Source organism: Phascolarctobacterium sp. (assembly GCF_045124115.1).
Classification (GTDB): domain Bacteria; phylum Bacillota; class Negativicutes; order Acidaminococcales; family Acidaminococcaceae; genus Phascolarctobacterium_A.
The window spans coordinates 39,813-58,515 of record NZ_JBGVLF010000014.1; the positions used below are offsets into that span (position 1 = coordinate 39,813).

An 18,703-nucleotide genomic window follows, 5' to 3' on the forward strand; every position below is an offset into this window, starting at 1 on the left:
TCTTGCAAACTTCTTGTATTATAACACTTTTCAATGTATAATCCAATAGTTTATGATTATGTATACAAAATTTTTTACAGAACTTCTTCGCTCATGAGCAATGCCATAATAGCCTTTTGCACATGGAGACGGTTTTCAGCCTGATCAAAAACTACGGAGTGAGGTCCTTCCAATACCTCCTCGGTGATTTCTTCACCGCGGTGGGCAGGCAGGCAGTGGAGTACGATGCACTCGGGACGGGCAGTCTCCACCAATGCTTGGTTGATTTGATAATTATGCAGAGCTTTGAAACGAATATCGCGTTCTGCTTCTTCGCCCATGCTGGTCCATACGTCGGTGTAGAGTACGTCTGCACCTTTAGCAGCCTTGAACAAATCTTCCTCTACAGTAATGGTGCAGCCGGTTTGAACAGCGTCTTCTTGGGCTTCACGCAGCACTTCCGGATTGGGTTGGTAGCCTTTAGGGCTAGCGCAAACCATGTTCATGCCAACTTTAGCGCAAGCAAACATCAAGGAGTGAGCCATGTTGTTGCCATCGCCTACATACACCAGCTTACGACCTTTTAAAACTTCCATATGTTCTTGGATGGTGAACATATCGGTCAAAGCTTGGCAGGGATGCAGCAGGTCGGTCAGACCGTTGATAACGGGTACGCTTGCATATTTAGCCAGCTCAATTACAGAATCATGGGAGAAGGTACGGATCATGATACCATCAACCATACGGGACAGCACGCGGGCAGTGTCACGGATGGGCTCGCCACGACCAATCTGGGAAGCAGCATCGCTTAAATAAATAGGATGGCCGCCCAATTGCCAGAAACCGACTTCAAAAGAAGTTCTGGTACGGGTGGAAGCTTTGGAGAACAGCATTGCCAAGGTTTTGCCCTTCAAATATTGATGGGGTTCGCCTTGTTTTTGTTTACGTTTCAGTTTTTTAGCTACATCAAGAATAGTAGCAACTTCACCTACTGTTAAATCATGGATGGAAATTAAATCCTTATGTCTTAAACCCATTTCTTATTCCCTCATTTTCATCACAGGGCAGCCAAAGCTCTATCCAGAGCGGCAACTACCATGTCAATTTCTTCTTTATTGATAATCAGCGGCGGTACGATACGGATAACAGTACCGGCAGTGCAGTTAACGATTACTTTATCTGCCAAGCAATGCTCTACAACAGGACGACCTTCACAGGTCAGCTCCATGCCTAAGATTAAACCTTTACCGCGAACTTCTTTCACAATAGCAGGATATTTTGCCTGCAGTTTTTGCAACTCGCCGATAAAATAAGCGCCCTTTTCCGCAACTTTATCGACTAAGTTTTCGGACTTAATGGTTGCCAATGTTGCATATACTGCTGCGCAAGCCAAGGGGTTGCCACCAAACGTGCCGCCATGATCGCCGGGTTTGAATACGTGAGCCAAACGCTCAGGCACTGCAAAACCTGCTACAGGGAAGCCACCGCCAATGCCTTTGGCGAAGGTCAGCACATCGGGCTTTACACCGCTGAGCATGTAGCCGAACCATTTGCCGGTACGGGCTACACCAGTCTGTACTTCGTCAAAAATCAGCAAAGCATCATATTTGTCGCACAGGGCGCGTACTTTTTGCAGATACTCGTCACTAGGAACATGGACGCCGCCCTCACCTTGGATGGGCTCCAAGAGTACAGCGCAAACGTCTTCGTCCATAACTGCTTCCAAAGCATCGATATCTGCATAATCTACCAATACGTGGCCCGGACTCAAAGGGCCATAGCCTACATGATAGTAATCATGGCCTGTAGCAGCCAAAGTATCGAAAGTACGGCCGTGGAAAGATTCTTGTGCGGAAACAATTTTGTACTTAGTAGGAGATTTGCTAACACCGTACTTACGAGCCAACTTCATAGCGCCTTCGTTGGCTTCTGCACCGCAGTTAGCAAAGAAAATGCGATCCATGCCTGTAGCTTCTGCAACAAGGCGCAAGGCTTTAGCTTGGATTTCAGTATAGTACAGGTTGGAGCAATGCATAATCTTAGCAGCTTGGTCAGCAATAGCCTTTACCAGTACAGGATGATTATAGCCTAGGGAGTTGACAGCAATGCCGGCAAAGGCATCAATGTACTCATTACCTTCGTTGTCGTACACGCGGCAGCCCTGGCCATGATCCATAACCATTTGGTATCTACCGAAAACAGGCAGATAATATTTTTCAGTCTGTTCAATAACAGTTTTCTTATCCATTGTGCAATCAACTCCCGTTATGTCAAAAATTACAGTTCTTTGACAACTTCGGTGCCAACGCCTTTATCGCTGAAGATTTCCATCAAGATGGTGTGTTCGGCACGGCCGTCGATAATGTGGGTCTTTTTAGCGCCACCGGACAGAGCAGTGATGCAAGCACGAACTTTAGGAATCATACCGCCGTCAATATTGCCACGGATAATCAGTTCTTGTGCTTTTTCAAAAGTCAAAGTGGAGATAAAGCTGCTTTCATCGCGATAGTCGGAGTAGATGCCGCGAACGTCTGTGAGAACCAGCAGTTTTTCTGCTTTCAGAGCGCCTGCGATTTCGCCTGCTACGCTGTCGGCATTGATGTTGTAGGTTTCGCCTTGAGCGCCTACGCCGGTAGGAGCGATAACAGGGATAAAGCCATTGTTCAGCAGGCATTCAATCAATTCGGTGTTGATGTGTTCAACATTACCAACATAACCAATATCAACCAGGTTAACTTCACCGTTTTCATATACGTCAGCCAAATGTTTTTTAGCTTGAATCAATTTTGCGTCTTTGCCGTTAAGGCCAACAGCTTTAGCGCCCAAAGTGTTCAGACGTGCTACCAAATCAGTGTTGATTTTGCCAACCAAAGCCATTTCTGCAATGCCAACGGATTCAGCATCAGTTACACGCAGACCGCTTACGAATTCGCTCTTTTTGCCTGCTTGGATCAGCACACGGGTAATTTCCGGGCCGCCGCCATGTACTACAACAGGGCGCATGCCTGCACATTTCAGGAAAACGATATCTTGCAGAACTTTGTTTTTCAGTTCGTCGTTGAGCATAGCATTGCCACCATATTTAACTACAATGGTCTTGTCTTTAAAATCGCTCAAATACGGCAGAGCCTCCATCAAAGTATCAACTTGTTTGTCAGTCATTAACATAACTAAATCCTCCCTTGTATTTTTATAATTGCCAACTCTCTGCTTTGTAAATCAAAGTAAAATATAGGGATGTAGCAGAGAGTCATAATTTTCTTTAAGCAAAATTTTAGGTATGGTATTCACCATTGATTTTTACATATTCATAGCTGAAGTCACAGGTCCACACAGTTGCGCTTTCCTCGCCTGCAGCCAGATCGATAGTCATGGAAATATCATGCTGGCTCATGGTAGGCGCCAATTTTTCTGCAGGTACATTGCAGTTCATACCGTTTTCTACCAAACGAATACCGCCGATTTCCAAGTTAACTTTTTCAGCGTTCATCTCTGCACCGCTGTAACCGGCAGCACAAACAATACGTCCCCAGTTGGGGTCTTCGCCAAAGAAAGCAGTTTTAACCAACGGAGATTTGGCAATGGCCATTGCCGCAGTTTTAGCATCTGCCCAAGTAGCAGCACCCACTACATTTACTTCCAAGAACTTGGTTGCGCCTTCGCCGTCATGGGCAATCAATTTCGCCAAATCCGTAGCACAAGCAACCAAAGCTTCAAAGAAAGCAGGATAGTCAGGATGTTCCTCGGACAGAATAATTTCATTTTCTGCCAAACCGTTAGCCAGAACAATCATGCTGTCGTTAGTGCTGGTGTCGCCGTCAACAACAACCATGTTGAAAGATTTATCAGCAGCAGCTTTAACAGCACGTTTCAACACATCGGGAGCAATGGCAGCGTCAGTAGTAATAAAGGTCAGCATGGTAGCCATGTTGGGATGAATCATGCCTGCACCTTTAGCAATGCCTGCAAACTTAACGGTTTTACCGCCAATTTCAGTTTCGTAAGCAGCACGTTTAATAAAGGTATCCGTGGTTTGGATTGCCATAGCGCAGCTTTCGCCTTCACATTCGTCCAAGGAATCAACTGCATCCGCAATACCTGTCAGCAGCTTATCCATGGGCAGGAATTGACCAATAACACCGGTGGAGCAAACAAATACTTCTTCCGGTTTAATGCCAAGCAGCTCGGCAGTATGAGCCTGCATTTTTTTAGCGTCTGCAAGGCCCTGTTCACCGGTGCAGGCGTTAGCGCAACCGCTGTTAACAGCAATCGCTTGGGCGTAGCCATGAGTATTTACTTCACGGCTAACCAAAACGGGAGCAGCGCACATTTTATTTTGGGTAAATACAGCGCCGCAAGCAGCAGGCGCAGTGCTGTAAATAACTGCCACGTCATGGTTGCCGCTAGCCTTGATGCCTGCTTTGACACCGGCAGCGACGAAGCCTTGGGGAGCAGTTACCCAGCCTTCAATTTTCTTCATAATTATTCCCCCTCTAGGATATTAAGGAACAATGGGCAGAGCACGTAAGCCCGCAGTTTCGTCTATGCCGAACATGACATTCATGTTCTGTACAGCTTGACCTGCAGCACCCTTCACCAAATTGTCAATGCAATTCATAACAATAACGCGGCCTGTACGTTTATCGGTTTGCCAACCTAAGTCCACATAGTTGGATGCACGTACATTCTTCAGCTCAGGACACCCGCCTTTGCCACGCAGACGGATGAAAAATTCTTTGCCATACATAGCCTGGTAAGCTTCTTCAATCTGCCCGTCGGTTACGCCTTCCTTCAACTGTGCATAACAGGTAGCAAGAATGCCCCTGTCCACAGGCAACAGGTGCGGTGTAAATTGGATTACGACAGGCTCACCGGCAAATTCGCTGTAAACCTGCTCGATTTCCGGAGTATGGCGATGGGAAGCAACACCATAAGCTTTAAAGCTTTCATTAACGCTGCAATAAAGGCTGCCTGCCTTCAAGCTGCGGCCTGCACCCGTAGTACCGCTTTTAGCATCAACGATAATTCCTTGATGTTCAATCAAATCGTACTTCAAGAGAGGCACCATAGCCAAAATGCTGCAGGTAGTATAGCAGCCGGGGTTAGCAACCAATTTGGCACCAGCCACCTTGTCACGATAAAGCTCTGTCAAACCGTAAACAGCTTGTGCTTCCGGATCTTCATGCTTCACCTTATACCATTCTTCAAAAACACGGTAATCCTTAAATCTATAGTCTCCGCCTAAATCAATAATCTTAGTATTGCTGCCTCGCAATTTTTTGCCAATTTTCATGGCGTGGCCGTGGGGCAGGGCGATAAAAATAACATCACTGTCTGCGGCAATAGCCTCAATATCCTGCATGGAAGTCAGGTTCTTTTCAATGCGGCCTGCCAAATGGGGATACATAGCGGCAATGGCTTCGCCTGTGCTGCTTTCGGACGTAATAGCGGCAATCTCCGCTTCAGGATGCCCGTCTAACAGACGTAGAAGTTCCACCCCCGCATAACCGGTAGCACCGATAACACTTGCTTTCATATCCATCCTCCTTTATATATTTGATAATTATACATCTATAATACATAATGTTTCAAGTCTTTCTAGAAATTTTTCTAGAAAAAGTGCAAGAAACACTTCACCATTTTATTATACTTATTGTACTACTTTACGCCTCGTTTGTCACGTTGTTTTAAATCACTAAAGCAGTTACTTTTAACTGATGTAATCATAGTTTCACAACTATAACCAGTTAACCCACTCCACGTTTTAGCATACAAAAAGAGGAACCGTCTAACAGTTCCTCTTCATATTATAAAATATTATTTTTTTAAAACTTTTTGGAAGAAATCACGAACGGAACGGTTTGCCATACCTGTAGCATCGGACTCGTAGCTACGATCGCGGTTGGCGGTCATGGACGCAACCAATTCCCCGCTTTCTATATCATACAAGCTATAGGAAGCATTCAACTTAGCCACATTATAGGTTTCCGGTTCAATCCAAACTTCATAAGGCACGCTTTCGGTTCTGCTGCGACGCACGCCCATATTATCATAATAATAAACAGTTTGGTTTCTGTAACGTGTTTCATAATGGCCTGGAGTAGTTTCATTATAATAGCCAAAGTTATTGATGACTACTTTCATTTCCAGCTTAGTGGGAAAATGTCTGGGAACACCTTCTGCATCGGGTTTGCCATAACTGCGTGCATCCTCAACAATCAGATTTTGGCGGCCTGCTGCATCAAAAATAGCACCCATCATTTTTTCTTCTGCTGCTTCATCAGAAAAGAATTTTCTAGTAACTCTTCCCTCGCGACTATCAATATCAGTAACAATAATTTGACGCACATTGGTAAAATTATATTGGGGATGTTTATAAGGTTTTTCTGCCATGGCTACAGCGCTTATGCAAACCATGCACATCGTAAGAATAAATAATACTAGCTTTCTCATTTTACACCATCCTCGTAAAGAATATCATATTTGTAAGTCTCCGCGGACCTACTAACTGTTTTCTTTCATTATATCAATAATATATGAGCCTGACAACATGTTTAGCTAAACAACCATTTTACTTTGCCAAAACAAGCTATTCTTGATACAATAGAGAAAAGAAAATACAAGCGAGGTATGCTTATGATAAAAACATTGCTAATGGCACTACTGATTTTTGCAGGTATGGTCGGCTATGACAGTTTGAATGACAAACCCACGCCTACAAGCCCTGAGCAAAAGCAGGAACAAAAAATTAATAAACATGAAAAATCTGCAGCTATGGCCATCTTTACCGCCCTTTTACCCCCTAGAGAAGAATGGCCTTCTCCCATGCAGAAATTCTACATCGCTTTCAATATGGACGAAGTGATTGATCCCATCCGCCAACACCCTGACTGGACTCCGCTAAAAGCTATGAACCAAGACATCCCTAAAGCGCTAATAGCAATTGAGGATCACGATTTCTACAACCATGGCGCCATTGCTGCCGAAGGCGTTATTCGCGCTATGCTGGTCAACATTAGTGCCGGCGAAGTAGTCCAAGGCGGTAGCACCCTTACCCAGCAGTTCGTAAAAAATGTTTTTCTCACCCACGAGCAAAGTATGGAGCGCAAAATTGAGGAAGCTATTTTATCCCTAATGTTAGAGGATAACTACAGTAAGGACGAAATTTTAGAGCTGTATTTAAATACCACCTATTTCGGCGCCGGTGCCAATGGTATCAAAGCAGCCTGCAACAAATACTTCGGCAAAGCGCCTTCCGCCCTTACCCTAGCAGAAGCAGCAGTCATTGCCTCCCTGCCCTACGCTCCCAGCGCCCTCAACCCTTTAGAAAATCCTAAAGACTGTAAAAAGCGCCAGCTCCTAGTCCTCGCCGCCATGCATAAATATGGCATGATTAACCAAGCCCAACTGGCAGAAGCAAAAAACGCCCCCGTTTACCTAACTAATGGCGGCGTAATGTAAAAAGCAACGTATACAAGAATGAGCAACGCCTATATTTTAGTGCGAATCATTGCGATTTTAGCTTGCGAGTGCTTAGTATCACCGAAGTGAAGCAAAACCGACAGTACCTTGTTTTGGGAACAGGGTTGGCCGCGAATCTTCGTTGTGATACCGCAAGAAGTAAGCGTTAAGAAATCGCGTGTGAGCACAAAATATAGGCGTTGCTCTGTATATCCGTATATTTATCTCTCTGTTTTAACGTTAAAGTCCTTCCCGTCCGTAGTAACGACTAAATTGCCATGCTCATAAGTTGTGTAAACCTTCGCACCTAAATGCTGCAAACTACCAACAACATTCTTGCTAGGATGATGATAAATATTAAAATCGCCACAGCTAATCAATGCATACTTAGGACGCACTTTACTAATAAATTTATAAATAGAAGAAGTCTTGCTGCCATGATGACCTGCCTTCAGCACATCTGCTTTCAAAGCATCGCCGTAACGCTGCTGCAGCACATCCTCCACAGGAGCTTCCGCGTCACCTGTCAGCAGCATTTTGAAATTACCATAATGCAGCATCATCACTAAACTGGTATTGTTCAAATTTTTCAATGCCTTTTGGGGAATAAAAGATCCCGGAGAAAGCACTTCCAGATAGTACCCTTTGCCCAAATCCACTCTGTCCCCTGCCTTTAAAGCACGACCATGATAATGTCCTGCCCGCAGTTCCGTATTGAGCCATTGGGAATTGTTACTTTTAGTATTGGCATAGCCATTATCGTACATAGTATTGACACGATATTTGCCTGCAGTCCATTTTATATTGCCCAGGTGGTCCCCGTGGTGGTGGGTAATGATGACTGTGTGAATGCGGTCTTTAGTAGTTACGCCTGCACGCTCTAAAGCAGCAACGTAGGCATCTCGTCCGCCTTTACCATATTCATCTTTGTGGTTGTCACCCACATCTACTAGCACATTGCGCTTACCATCCTGCAACAGTATGGATTCGCCCTGGCCTACATCGAGAACTGTAATTCGCAGCTTGCCATCAGGCACAGAATTGCTGTTTTTACCCTCCAGACCTGCCATTTGCTGCACTTTTGGCAGATTGCTCTGCACGGCAGCCCGCACCTGCTCTTGGTGGGGTTCATATATTAGATTGTACGCAAACATGGCCACTAAAAAAGCCACCAGCATTTGACAAACAAGTTTTACTCTACGCATACATACTGCCTCCGCAGGATTCCGTAGTCCAGACTACCATATTTTATTACTATTATAACATATTTTGCGAACGATGGAGTAGACGGGAGAACGTAATGTCCTTCGTACCTATCATTGCACCGTACGTACGAGTCTCGTAGACGGCGAATTGTTAGCAGTTTATACTTTACAACCTACCCAAGGCAGTATGCTAGCGGGCCGACTAAAGCTAGTCGGCCCGCTGTTTTCATTCCTATTTTTCTTTTAATTTTTATCTTTCAGAGCAAATGTTGTTTTGATTTATTTCTTTTTTCCACCATACACAGGAAAATGACTATATTCCCCATAATCCTTGATTTTAGGAATGTCTTTCAAGATTTCCATATCCTCATCAGAGATAACAAAATTTAATTCAGCATTTGTACGCATATGCTCCGGGTTCGCAGTTTTCGGAATCACGATTGTACCGAGCTGTATGTCATATCGAATACAAAGCTGTGGAATCGTCACACTATATTTTTCTGCAATCTCTTTAATTTGGGGATTTTTTAAAGCTTCTCCGTGTGCAACCGGAGAATATGCTTCCACTGCAATGCCCTGTTTTTGACAGTAATCTATTAACGAAAGAGGGGTATTGGAAATGTGGCAAAGCACCTGATTTAGCATGGGGTTTACGGTTGCTGTTTCCAAAAGACTGTCAATGTCCTGTTGTAAGAAATTTGATACACCAATCGCCCTAACCTTTCCAGCTTGCAGCGCATCCTCAAGGACTTTCCAGACCTGACGGTTTTCCTCAAAATATCTGTTTTCTGACTGATTTACTTCTACCCAAGGCTGTGGGCTATGAATAATCATCATATCCAAATAAGAAAGCCCCATTTTGCTAAGGCTTTCATCTATCGACTTCGCAGCCGCTTCATAGGTTTTGTGTTCTGCCGCAACTTTACTGGTAATAAAAAGCTGCTCTCTTGGAACACCGCATTCTTTGATACCGATGCCGATGCCTTCTTCATTGCCATAGGCTTGTGCAGTATCAATATGACGATAACCCATTGCTACAGCGCTTTTTACAGCATCTGCAACCTTGTCATTAGCAATAAACCAAGTTCCGAGTCCGAGTTTCGGAATATGAACACCGTTGCTCAATACATATGTTTCATTTAACATTACGTTTCCCCCGTTCTTATTCATCGTCATCTTCATTTGTATCCGCAACAAAGCGAAGCCATACACATCCGTTTTCTGTTACTTCTGCACTTTTTACTTTAAAGCCAACACATTGCTTCAACGGAGCGCCCAGTCTTTCAAATATTGTCGGAGTATTGGAATTACCATCAGCAACAGGTGCCATAACAATACTGACTTCATCAATCAACCCTGCCTCTGCGAAAGACCAGTTCAATATGCCTCCACCTGATACCTTCAGCGTTTCGATATGGAACAATTCTTTCAACTTTTGAACAAGAATCTTACAGTCAACTTCATCTTTCCCGACAAAAATATAGGAAATCTGCATTTCTCTTAAGAATGCCAGATATTCCTCTGATACCTTTTGGGTAAGCGCCTCTATCACAAAAGCTTTAGGACGACCGGAATACTCCACATAGTTTTTCTCCCAGCCTAATTTCCCATGCGGGTCAACCGCAACGATATAGTTCGCTGCGTCTTGTACAGCGATAAAATCGGTATAAAGGATCGGTTCAGCAGGTGCTTTCAGGTTCGGTTTTTTATAGAAAGTGAAATTTTCATCGACAGTAATTCGCCCATTAACCCAAGCTTGCGGAGCATAGAAGCGATTGATAATTTCGTAATCTTTATATGCGCCTTCCGTCAAGGAAGAATCTGCATATTCTCCTGTGATTTTTCCGTCAATAGAAACAGACATATGGCAGACAATATATGGTTTGTTCATTGTGATACCTCCGAGTGATGTTTTTGAAAAACTAATCTTGAATTGTTTTTCCTTTTTTGCTATACTCATCATAATACGTAAACCTAACTTTAGGTCAAGTGCTTTTTGAAAATTTTCAGGAGGTTTTTATGTACACAATAGGACAAGTATCGCAGATGTTTGGTTTGCCCATCTCTACGCTTCGGTACTACGATAAGCAGGGGCTTTTTCCCCGCATGGTACGGGAATCCGGAATTCGTAAATTCAGCGAAACAGAAATTGAAGCACTCAGGGTCATTGAGTGCCTGAAAAAGTCCGGACTTGAAATCAAGGACATCAAGCGTTTTATGAATTGGTGTGTGGAAGGTGTAGCTACTTATACTCAACGCAAGGAGCTGCTTGAACAGCAAAAGCAGAGTGTTGAAGCAGAAATCGCACACTTGAATCGAGCGCTGGATATGCTGAAATACAAATGCTGGTACTACGAACATGCAATTCAGGACGGCAATGAGGATAGAATAAGAGCGTTGATTCCCGACCGCTTGCCAGATGGCATACGGGAAGCGTATGAAAATGCACATAAAGAATAAGCAGGAATAAAGTAGATGAGAGAACCTAAATTCTCCGTACCTCTCATTGCACCATACGTATGAGTCTCGTATACGGCAAACTGTTAGGATTTCATCCTTTACAAGCTACCGCGGGTCGACTAATCCTGGTCGGCTAGCTGTGTTCATTCCTAAAACTTTGAGGCTTGCCATTGTTCAAACATAGCACGTGGCTATAACTACCCGTGACTGGACTTACACTAGTAAGAAATATGTCATTCCCGACACATTAATAAAAGACGGCCGACCCAAACGGGTCAGCCGTCTTAATTTTTAGCGTAGTCCAAACTGAGACTTATTTTACTTCGGATTCTACACGACCTAAAATGAAGCACAAATCAGACAAACGGTTCAAGCATACCAGTACGTTGGGGTTAACTTCTTCAGTTTCAGCCAAACGCAGCAGGCAGCGTTCTGCACGACGAGTAGTAGTGCGGGCAATGTCTAAAGCTGCAGAAGCCACAGTATCACCGGGAATGATGAAGTGGTTCAAAGGTTGCAGCATAGCATCGAACTTGTCAATGGTGCTTTCAAACAGTTTTACGTGGTCTTCCTTGATGTAAGGCTCAGGCAGATTAAGGCTGGCAACATCAGCCATAATGGACATGAGCAGTTTTTGTACGTTGAAAATGGTTTCCTTAACGTCTTCGCGAGTAGCATTAGCACGAGCCAGGCCCAAAGCGGAAGTAATTTCATCCACAGTACCGTATGCTTCTACACGCAGGGATTGTTTAGGAACACGTTCACCGGTGTACAGACCGGTAGTGCCTTTATCACCGGTACGGGTGTAAACAGCAGCTTTTTTCATTCTACATCATCCTTTCAAAAATTGATGGACGTGAGAGTGTGGTTTTACTAAAAAATTAGTAGATTTCTTCAGCGGAGAAGAAGTTGTTGATTTCGCGTTCAGCAGCTTCCGGGGAATCGGAACCATGAACGATGTTTTCGCCGATGCTCAGAGCGAAGTCGCCACGGATGGAGCCGGGAACAGCTTCCAGCGGGTTGGTAGCGCCGTTCAGTTGACGAACAGCTTTAATAGCGTTTTCGCCACGGATTACTGCGCAAACCAGAGGAGCGCCGGTGATGAAGTCAACCAGTTCGCCGAAGAAGGGTTTGCCTTCATGTTCAGCATAGTGGAATTTAGCTTGAGCTTCGGAAACTTTAACCAGTTTCAGAGCTGCAACTTGCAGGCCTTTGTGTTCGAAACGAGCGATGATGTCGCCGATCAGGTTTTTCTTTACTCCGTCAGGTTTTACGAGTACGAGGGTTTGTTCAATTGCCATTGGTAATCTCTCCTTAAATCTAATAAAATAATTTTATACTATAATAGAAACTTCTAAAGAAGCCCTATTTAGATAACAGTTCCATATATTTTGCCTTATCCAGTTTTTGTACCATAGCGGTAATCAGCTTTACAGCACCAAGATAGTCGTCCATGTGGATTACGGATTGATGGCTGTGGATATAGCGGGTGGGTACGCTGAAGGTCAAGGTCAGAACACCGCTGCCGGACAGATGAATGCGTCCGCCATCGGTACCGCCGCCTTCGCTAATGCTGATTTGGGTAGGCACACCAATTTCTTTCGCAGTTTCAAAAGCGAAATCACGCAAAGCAGTGTTAGGAATCATGCTAGCGTCAAAAACGGTAATAGCAATACCTTTGCCAATTACAGCAGGAGCAATATCATCTGCTACGCCGGGAGTACCACCGGCAACGCAGGTATCTAAAACAAAAGCAATGTCAGGATTCAGCAGGTTAGCGCTGGTTTGCGCACCGCGGAGGCCAACCTCCTCTTGTACGGTAGCAACGCCATAAACAGTGTTGGGGCTGCCGCTTTCCAAGACATTATCCATAACATCGGCCATAACTGCGCAGCCAATACGGTTATCCCAGGCTTTACCAACTAAGGTTTTGCCATCGCCCATAGCTGCAACCCTTACGTCAGGAGTAACGGGGCAGCCTTCAAATACGCCCAGCTTACGGGCATCTTCAGCGCTGGTAGCACCGATATCAATATACATATCGCGCTTTTGCACAACTTTGGTGCGTTCTTCCGGAGGCAGGATGTGAGGCGGCTTGCTGCCAATTACGCCCACGATATCGCCTTTGGAGCCATGCACAATAACACGTTGGCTGAGCATTACTTGCTCCCACCAACCGCCTAAGCAGGTGAAACGCAGGAAACCTTCTTTGGTAATGTATTTTACCAAGAAACCGATTTCATCCATGTGGCTGGCCAACATAATCTTAGGTGCGTCAGCCTCATCAGCTTTTTTAGTGAAAACAACGCTACCCAATTTATCATAGGATACATCCTTAAAATTAGCCAGACGTTCTTTCATCAATTCTTTCATACGGCCTTCAAAACCGGATACACCGCAGGTTTCAGAAAATCTGCGCAGCCATTCCATTTTTTCCAGCTTTTCTTTCTTTTTCAAGGGAATCATCTCCTCTTATTGCAATAATTATCTACCCATTGCTTTAGCTTGCTCGCGGAGCAAACGTACACGTTCCGCTGTAGGCGGATGGGTGCTGAAAAGTTGTTTCATATTAGCACCGGAGAAGGGATTGATAATAAACATATGGGCAGTTGCTTCCGTAGCACCGGGCATAACGCGGCGTTTAGCAAAAGCTTCAATCTTCAGTAAAGCATCTGCCAAAGCATCGGGCTTACCGCAAATTTCGCCACCGCTTTTATCCGCCATAAATTCGCGGGAACGAGAAACTGCCATTTGGATCAAGCCTGCAGCCATGGGCGCCAAAATCATCACCAAAATAGTAGCGATAGGATTACGGCTTTCGCCGTTTTCATCGCGACCGCCGCCAAAGAACATGCCCCATTGAGCAATGGTGGAAATAGCACCTGCCATAGAGGCAGCAACGGTGCTGATCAAGATATCGCGATGCTTAACGTGGCTTAATTCATGGGCAAGTACGCCTGCCAGCTCATCACGATCCAAAATATCTGCCAACGCAGTGTTTACGGCAACAGCAGCGTGCTCCGGATTACGACCGGTAGCAAAAGCATTAGGCACAGGGCTGTTAATGATATATACTTTCGGCATGGGGATTTGCGCCTTCTTCGCCAAATCTTCCACGATACCGTAAAGCTCAGGGGCAGTACGTTTATCTACTTGCTTAGCGTTATAGTGTGCCAAAACCATCTTGTCACTGTTCCAATAGGTGAAGAAGTTCATAGCCACACCAAAAATAAGCATCATGGTCATGCCTTGCAGGCCACCGAAATAATCACCGATAACCATCAACAGCATGGTCATTAAAGCCATTAACAAAGCTGTCTTCATTAAAGTAAATCCTCCTCAATAAAACTAACTCTTATAATTATATCAAGAGATACCTTATTTTTCAATTTGCTCTTTTATGGCAGACAACATATTTTCACTGTTTTCACGAACTTTTTTCTTTAAAATGGGGTTCAACAACCCTGCAATCATCGGAATACCAAATTCAAAGTCCACTACTAAGCTTACTTCGCACTCCTCGCCTTGAGGTTGGATAATCCACTGACCTTCCATTTTTTTCAAATCGCCATCGGTTTGAGCATAGGTAATCTTCAAATCATCAGGATAGAAGGTGTCGCGTTCAGTCCATACGATTTTCCGACCATCTACATTACTTACCCAGTGGGAAACAGTATAGTTGTCGCCGCGTTCCAAAATTTCCACGCTTACCAAATCTTTCATAAAGCTGGGGTAAGCAGCCATATCTTTAATAATGTCATAAATTTTTTGGCCTTGGCCTTTAATATTAATCTTACTTTCTACATAAGGCATGGTACATTCTCCTTTATTCCAATTACAGATCTTCGATTACATCCGCAGTTTGCGCAACTGCATCACGGAATGCTTCCAATACGTGGTCGATTACTTCCTTGGGCATAATTAGAGGCGGTTCCATACGAATAACCTTAGGATTGTTCAAAGTATAGGCAACGATAATATTCTTCATAATCATTAAGCTCATAAGCATACCACCGGCGCCTTCCTTAGTAAGCTCAATACCAATCATCATGCCGCGACCGCGTACTTCCGTAATAACGCTGGGGAATTCGGCAGCGATTTTTTCCAAGCCAGCCTTCAGGTAAGCACCTGCTTCGCTACCACGCTCCAGCAGGTTTTCTTCCTTCATAACTTTAATAGCAGCCACACCTGCTGCACATGCCAATTGGTTGCCGCCAAAAGTAGAAGTGTGCAGGAAGGGAGCTTCAATCAAGCCCTTCCAAGCATCGGGAGTACCGATAATAGCGCCAATGGGCATTACGCCACCACCCAAAGCTTTAGCGCAAGCCATCAAATCAGGCTCCACGCCTTCGTGGTCAACGCCAAACCATTTGCCGGTGCGTCCCATACCTGTCTGCACTTCGTCTGCAATTAGCAGTGCACCCTTAGCTTGGCAGATTTCCTTTGCTTTAGCAAGGTAGCCTGCAGGAGGCACGATGATGCCGCCTTCGCCTTGAATGGGCTCCAAAATTACGGCAGCAGTGTTTTCATCAACAGCAGCAGCCAAAGCATCAGCATCACCATATTCTACATGGGTAAACCCGCTGAGCAAAGGTTTAAAGGGATCGCGGTACAAATCACGACCGGTAGCAGTGAGGCTGCCCATGGTTTTACCATGGAAAGCGTTCTTCGCAGCTACAAAATTAGTACGCTTAGTTGCTAAGCGTGCTACCTTGAGACAGCCTTCTACGGCCTCGGTACCACTGTTTACGAAGAAACTGTACTGCAAAGCACCTGGAGTAATGTCTGCCAAAGCCTCTGCCAAATCTGCCATTTGCCGATTGAACAGCACCTTGCCGCACATAGGCATAGTGTGCAGTGCTTGTTCCACTGCCTCCACAACCTTAGGATGGCGATGGCCTAAAGCAAACATACCATAACCGCCTAAGCAGTCAATAAACTCTTTACCGTTGCTGTCCTTAATGATCCAGCCACTAGCTTCCGCTTCTACACTGTCCAAGCCCATGAAACGGAATAACTTTGCTTGAGCAGGATTGATGTATTTTTCATATTTGTTAATAGTTTCTTCAACGTACATCTGCAAAATCTCCCTTAGTATAATAAATCTGTTACAGGAACAAAGGTAATGCCTGTTTTCTTAAATTCTGCTGCGTACTGCTGCCAACATTTGGCAGTATTAGTACGGGCATGGCATATAGCAATAGCACTGCCATTTTTCTCTGCCAAAGCAAAAGCTTTGTAGATTTGACGCCGAATTTCTTCCACATTAGTGCTGTTATCGAGGAAAATATCATTGCGTGCAGTATTAACGCCCATATCCTTGGCCATATCCCTAGCTACAGATGCAGAATTGGTTCTGCTATCTACGAAGAATAACCCCTCATTTTTCAGCACCTGCAGTACCGCCTTCATGGTCGCCTTATCTGCGGTAGCACGAGAACCTTGATGATTATTGACACCTACAACACCTGGCAGTCCTTGTAATGCCTTACGCACCATAGCCTGCTTTTGCGCTGCGCTTTGACTCACGAGAACAGTGCGGGAACCTTCGCTCATAGCGCTCTTGCTCAAGGGCTCCATGGGCAGATGCAGCATGGGCACGCGCCCCTTGCTTTTGACCATTTCCAACACATCACTGCTAAACGCTTTGTCCGGCAGAATTGCATAACTAAAAGGCAGCCCTGTATTCAACAAGGTACGGACGGACGCCATATCTGCACCGCAGTCATCAATAACGATTGCTATCTTGCCTTTGTATTGCCTGACCTCCGGCTCTGCCACAGGTTCTTCCGGCAAATCCTTTACATCCTTATCTGCCTTTTTCAAATTGCCGTTATGGAAGAAGGTAATGGTATCCGTAACAAATTCCTTGCTACCATCGCCAGCTTTTACCTTTACGCCAACCTTAGCAATAAAAGCATCCCACTTTTTATATTTGCCCATTTCCCCGGAAATATATTCCAGTCCGGCCTTTTCTACTTTTTCCTGCAGCCAAGCGCCTGCACCTGTCAAGCTAGTGCTATTAGGCACGCCCACTGCCAAATTACGTTGATTAATCTGTACCTTGGCTCCTGATTCTTCCACTTCCACGCTTTTCTTGCCGTGGTCGTTTTCGATCAGCTGCCAATTATCCTTCTGCAACAGGATGGTATCCACCAAGCGTTGCGCCTCAATAGATTCATCCAACAGACTTACTTCCTTAGGAGTGCTCCCCTTGGTGTCCCCTACGTCCTTCTTACTGCGGCCATTAGCATAAAACATACCGCAAGCCACCGCCAAAAGAGTAATAATTGCTATTAAAACCAAGACAGCATATTTACTGCCTGAAGATTTTTTCCTTCTTCTTCGTGTTGCCATACAAACTCCTCATTCATCATAAAATGCAACTCACGCCCGAGGATGAGCTTTATCGTAAACTTCGCGCAAGCGCGCCACATCCAAATGGGTATAAATTTGGGTTGTAGAAATATCTGCGTGCCCCAAAAGCTCCTGGACCACACGCAAATCCGTCCCATTATTAAGCAAATGGGTAGCAAAGGAATGACGCAGCATATGAGGTGTAATTTTTTTTGCAATGCCTGCAGACTTGCCATAAGCATCAATAATTTCATTAACACGTTGACGCGTCATAGCACCACCCCAACCGGTCACAAAAAGTTCCTTAGCAGAATCCGGCTTGCCATGTAATAGCTGCGGACGTACCACATTCAGATAATGCTCCAAATACCGCAGTGCCGTTCTACCCAAAGGCAGCATCCGCTCCTTGGAGCCTTTGCCCATAACGATTAAGTATTCCCTCTTTAAATCCACATTTTTTACAGGAAGACTCACCAGTTCCGACACACGCATACCTGTAGCATAAAGGGTTTCCAGCATAGTCTTGTCACGATAACCGTCAATGGTACCCAAATTAGGCTGGTCTAAAAGCAGCTCCACCTCTTGGATGCTCAAAACCTTAGGCAAATGCAAACCCTTCTGCGACGCCTCCAGCACAGCGGCAGGATCGCGACGAATGTAGCGTTCCCCCGTTAGAAAGCGGTAAAATGCCTTAATAGATGCCAATTTGCGTGCTACCGTAGAACTGCGCTTACCGGACTGCTTGAGCTGCACTAAATAGCTCAAAAGCTGCCTTCTGTTCACCTGCAGCAGTTCTTCGCTTTCCTTTAAGCCTAAAGCCTTCATCAGCAACCGCAGATCCCGTAGGTAGGCAACCCGAGTGTTATCAGCAAGCCCTAGCTCCACCAGCAAATATTCTTGGAACAAAGATAAGTAGTCAAACATATTCACAAAAAAGAAAAACAACGCCGCAGCGCCGTTTTTCTTAGTCCCTTAATCCTTTTTCTCAGGTTGCATAATGGTGATATTGGTGGCCGGAGAAATAGTTGAGATGGCGTGCTTGTACACCAGCTGCTGCTTCCCTTCGTTCTCAATAATCACTGTAAAATTATCAAAGCCGCGCACCAAACCACGGATTTGGAAACCATTCATCAGATAGATGATAACGCCTAAATTTTCTTTGCGTACATGGTTGAGGAAACTGTCCTGCAAGTTCATTGCGGGTTTCGCACAGTTAGTCATATAAATCCCCTCCAATCGAT

Annotated in this window: 20 protein-coding genes; 2 read left to right on the forward strand and 18 right to left on the reverse strand. The window is 44.9% G+C overall.

Going from position 1 to position 18,703, the window contains the following annotated elements:
* Positions 1 to 74: 74 nt before the first annotated feature.
* The 6 genes from argF to ACJMM4_RS01740 all read right to left on the reverse strand — a co-directional run bounded on the left by argF (position 75) and on the right by ACJMM4_RS01740 (position 6,432).
* Complete coding sequence (argF, locus tag ACJMM4_RS01715; RefSeq protein WP_405379523.1) at positions 75 to 1,016, reverse strand: ornithine carbamoyltransferase; 942 nt, start codon at positions 1,014 to 1,016, stop codon at positions 75 to 77.
* Positions 1,017 to 1,036: 20 nt separating this feature from the next.
* Positions 1,037 to 2,227 (reverse strand): aspartate aminotransferase family protein, encoded by a 1,191-nt coding sequence (locus ACJMM4_RS01720; RefSeq protein ID WP_405379524.1) that lies wholly within the window; start codon positions 2,225 to 2,227, stop codon positions 1,037 to 1,039.
* Positions 2,228 to 2,256: 29 nt separating this feature from the next.
* On the reverse strand, positions 2,257 to 3,147 hold the full coding sequence (gene argB / locus ACJMM4_RS01725) for an acetylglutamate kinase (protein WP_405382808.1): 891 nt from the start codon (positions 3,145 to 3,147) through the stop codon (positions 2,257 to 2,259).
* A gap of 106 nt (positions 3,148 to 3,253) precedes the next feature.
* Positions 3,254 to 4,459 (reverse strand): bifunctional glutamate N-acetyltransferase/amino-acid acetyltransferase ArgJ, encoded by a 1,206-nt coding sequence (argJ, locus tag ACJMM4_RS01730; RefSeq protein WP_405379526.1) that lies wholly within the window; start codon positions 4,457 to 4,459, stop codon positions 3,254 to 3,256.
* Between the two features lie 21 nt (positions 4,460 to 4,480).
* Positions 4,481 to 5,515: an N-acetyl-gamma-glutamyl-phosphate reductase gene (gene argC, locus ACJMM4_RS01735; protein ID WP_405379527.1), complete on the reverse strand. Its 1,035-nt coding sequence runs from the start codon at positions 5,513 to 5,515 to the stop codon at positions 4,481 to 4,483.
* Positions 5,516 to 5,796: 281 nt separating this feature from the next.
* Positions 5,797 to 6,432 carry a hypothetical protein gene (locus ACJMM4_RS01740; RefSeq protein WP_405382810.1) on the reverse strand — a complete coding sequence of 212 codons (636 nt, stop codon included), beginning with the start codon at positions 6,430 to 6,432 and terminating at the stop codon, positions 5,797 to 5,799.
* A gap of 183 nt (positions 6,433 to 6,615) precedes the next feature.
* On the opposite strand from ACJMM4_RS01740, the gene ACJMM4_RS01745 reads away from it, so the two are divergent.
* Positions 6,616 to 7,440 carry a transglycosylase domain-containing protein gene (locus tag ACJMM4_RS01745; RefSeq protein WP_405382812.1) on the forward strand — a complete coding sequence of 275 codons (825 nt, stop codon included), beginning with the start codon at positions 6,616 to 6,618 and terminating at the stop codon, positions 7,438 to 7,440.
* A gap of 221 nt (positions 7,441 to 7,661) precedes the next feature.
* On the opposite strand, the gene ACJMM4_RS01750 is transcribed toward ACJMM4_RS01745, so the two are convergent.
* The 3 genes from ACJMM4_RS01750 to ACJMM4_RS01760 form a co-directional block, all read right to left on the reverse strand.
* Positions 7,662 to 8,645, reverse strand: coding sequence for a ComEC/Rec2 family competence protein (locus ACJMM4_RS01750; RefSeq protein WP_405379530.1), 984 nt, complete (start codon positions 8,643 to 8,645; stop codon positions 7,662 to 7,664).
* A 279-nt stretch (positions 8,646 to 8,924) separates the two neighbouring features.
* Positions 8,925 to 9,791, reverse strand: a complete 867-nt coding sequence (locus tag ACJMM4_RS01755) for an aldo/keto reductase (protein ID WP_405379531.1) — start codon at positions 9,789 to 9,791, stop codon at positions 8,925 to 8,927.
* Between the two features lie 16 nt (positions 9,792 to 9,807).
* Positions 9,808 to 10,536: a dihydrofolate reductase family protein gene (locus tag ACJMM4_RS01760; RefSeq protein ID WP_405379532.1), complete on the reverse strand. Its 729-nt coding sequence runs from the start codon at positions 10,534 to 10,536 to the stop codon at positions 9,808 to 9,810.
* A 128-nt stretch (positions 10,537 to 10,664) separates the two neighbouring features.
* On the opposite strand from ACJMM4_RS01760, the gene ACJMM4_RS01765 reads away from it, so the two are divergent.
* Positions 10,665 to 11,105 (forward strand): MerR family transcriptional regulator, encoded by a 441-nt coding sequence (locus ACJMM4_RS01765; protein ID WP_405379533.1) that lies wholly within the window; start codon positions 10,665 to 10,667, stop codon positions 11,103 to 11,105.
* 313 nt (positions 11,106 to 11,418) lie between these two features.
* Here the strand turns inward: ACJMM4_RS01765 and ACJMM4_RS01770 are convergent, their stop codons facing one another.
* From ACJMM4_RS01770 to hfq, 9 genes are all read right to left on the reverse strand, one after another.
* Entirely contained in the window at positions 11,419 to 11,931 is a 513-nt protein-coding gene (locus tag ACJMM4_RS01770) for a cob(I)yrinic acid a,c-diamide adenosyltransferase (protein ID WP_405379534.1), read from the reverse strand.
* A 55-nt stretch (positions 11,932 to 11,986) separates the two neighbouring features.
* Positions 11,987 to 12,400, reverse strand: a complete 414-nt coding sequence (gene ndk, locus ACJMM4_RS01775) for a nucleoside-diphosphate kinase (protein WP_405379584.1) — start codon at positions 12,398 to 12,400, stop codon at positions 11,987 to 11,989.
* A 70-nt stretch (positions 12,401 to 12,470) separates the two neighbouring features.
* A complete protein-coding gene (locus ACJMM4_RS01780; RefSeq protein WP_405379585.1) occupies positions 12,471 to 13,535 on the reverse strand; it encodes a M42 family metallopeptidase in 1,065 nt (354 codons plus the stop codon).
* A 54-nt stretch (positions 13,536 to 13,589) separates the two neighbouring features.
* Entirely contained in the window at positions 13,590 to 14,429 is an 840-nt protein-coding gene (gene htpX, locus ACJMM4_RS01785; protein ID WP_405379535.1) for a zinc metalloprotease HtpX, read from the reverse strand.
* A 54-nt stretch (positions 14,430 to 14,483) separates the two neighbouring features.
* Positions 14,484 to 14,918 carry a type II toxin-antitoxin system RatA family toxin gene (locus ACJMM4_RS01790; RefSeq protein WP_405379536.1) on the reverse strand — a complete coding sequence of 145 codons (435 nt, stop codon included), beginning with the start codon at positions 14,916 to 14,918 and terminating at the stop codon, positions 14,484 to 14,486.
* A 22-nt stretch (positions 14,919 to 14,940) separates the two neighbouring features.
* Positions 14,941 to 16,182, reverse strand: a complete 1,242-nt coding sequence (locus ACJMM4_RS01795) for an aminotransferase class III-fold pyridoxal phosphate-dependent enzyme (protein WP_405382814.1) — start codon at positions 16,180 to 16,182, stop codon at positions 14,941 to 14,943.
* Between the two features lie 14 nt (positions 16,183 to 16,196).
* Positions 16,197 to 17,462 carry a divergent polysaccharide deacetylase family protein gene (locus tag ACJMM4_RS01800; RefSeq protein WP_405382816.1) on the reverse strand — a complete coding sequence of 422 codons (1,266 nt, stop codon included), beginning with the start codon at positions 17,460 to 17,462 and terminating at the stop codon, positions 16,197 to 16,199.
* Between the two features lie 30 nt (positions 17,463 to 17,492).
* On the reverse strand, positions 17,493 to 18,386 hold the full coding sequence (xerD, locus tag ACJMM4_RS01805; protein ID WP_405382818.1) for a site-specific tyrosine recombinase XerD: 894 nt from the start codon (positions 18,384 to 18,386) through the stop codon (positions 17,493 to 17,495).
* A gap of 48 nt (positions 18,387 to 18,434) precedes the next feature.
* Entirely contained in the window at positions 18,435 to 18,683 is a 249-nt protein-coding gene (gene hfq, locus ACJMM4_RS01810; RefSeq protein WP_405379540.1) for an RNA chaperone Hfq, read from the reverse strand.
* Positions 18,684 to 18,703: the final 20 nt, after the last annotated feature.

Coding starts and splice junctions, on each gene's coding strand:
- argF (WP_405379523.1), bottom strand. CDS start 1,016: ATGGGTTTAAGACATAAGGATTTAATTTCCATCCATGATTTAACAGTA.
- ACJMM4_RS01720 (WP_405379524.1), bottom strand. CDS start 2,227: ATGGATAAGAAAACTGTTATTGAACAGACTGAAAAATATTATCTGCCT.
- argB (WP_405382808.1), bottom strand. CDS start 3,147: ATGTTAATGACTGACAAACAAGTTGATACTTTGATGGAGGCTCTGCCG.
- argJ (WP_405379526.1), bottom strand. CDS start 4,459: ATGAAGAAAATTGAAGGCTGGGTAACTGCTCCCCAAGGCTTCGTCGCT.
- argC (WP_405379527.1), bottom strand. CDS start 5,515: ATGAAAGCAAGTGTTATCGGTGCTACCGGTTATGCGGGGGTGGAACTT.
- ACJMM4_RS01740 (WP_405382810.1), bottom strand. CDS start 6,432: ATGAGAAAGCTAGTATTATTTATTCTTACGATGTGCATGGTTTGCATA.
- ACJMM4_RS01745 (WP_405382812.1), top strand. CDS start 6,616: ATGATAAAAACATTGCTAATGGCACTACTGATTTTTGCAGGTATGGTC.
- ACJMM4_RS01750 (WP_405379530.1), bottom strand. CDS start 8,645: ATGCGTAGAGTAAAACTTGTTTGTCAAATGCTGGTGGCTTTTTTAGTG.
- ACJMM4_RS01755 (WP_405379531.1), bottom strand. CDS start 9,791: ATGTTAAATGAAACATATGTATTGAGCAACGGTGTTCATATTCCGAAA.
- ACJMM4_RS01760 (WP_405379532.1), bottom strand. CDS start 10,536: ATGAACAAACCATATATTGTCTGCCATATGTCTGTTTCTATTGACGGA.
- ACJMM4_RS01765 (WP_405379533.1), top strand. CDS start 10,665: ATGTACACAATAGGACAAGTATCGCAGATGTTTGGTTTGCCCATCTCT.
- ACJMM4_RS01770 (WP_405379534.1), bottom strand. CDS start 11,931: ATGAAAAAAGCTGCTGTTTACACCCGTACCGGTGATAAAGGCACTACC.
- ACJMM4_RS01780 (WP_405379585.1), bottom strand. CDS start 13,535: ATGGAATGGCTGCGCAGATTTTCTGAAACCTGCGGTGTATCCGGTTTT.
- htpX (WP_405379535.1), bottom strand. CDS start 14,429: ATGAAGACAGCTTTGTTAATGGCTTTAATGACCATGCTGTTGATGGTT.
- ACJMM4_RS01790 (WP_405379536.1), bottom strand. CDS start 14,918: ATGCCTTATGTAGAAAGTAAGATTAATATTAAAGGCCAAGGCCAAAAA.
- ACJMM4_RS01795 (WP_405382814.1), bottom strand. CDS start 16,182: ATGTACGTTGAAGAAACTATTAACAAATATGAAAAATACATCAATCCT.
- ACJMM4_RS01800 (WP_405382816.1), bottom strand. CDS start 17,462: ATGGCAACACGAAGAAGAAGGAAAAAATCTTCAGGCAGTAAATATGCT.
- xerD (WP_405382818.1), bottom strand. CDS start 18,386: ATGTTTGACTACTTATCTTTGTTCCAAGAATATTTGCTGGTGGAGCTA.
- hfq (WP_405379540.1), bottom strand. CDS start 18,683: ATGACTAACTGTGCGAAACCCGCAATGAACTTGCAGGACAGTTTCCTC.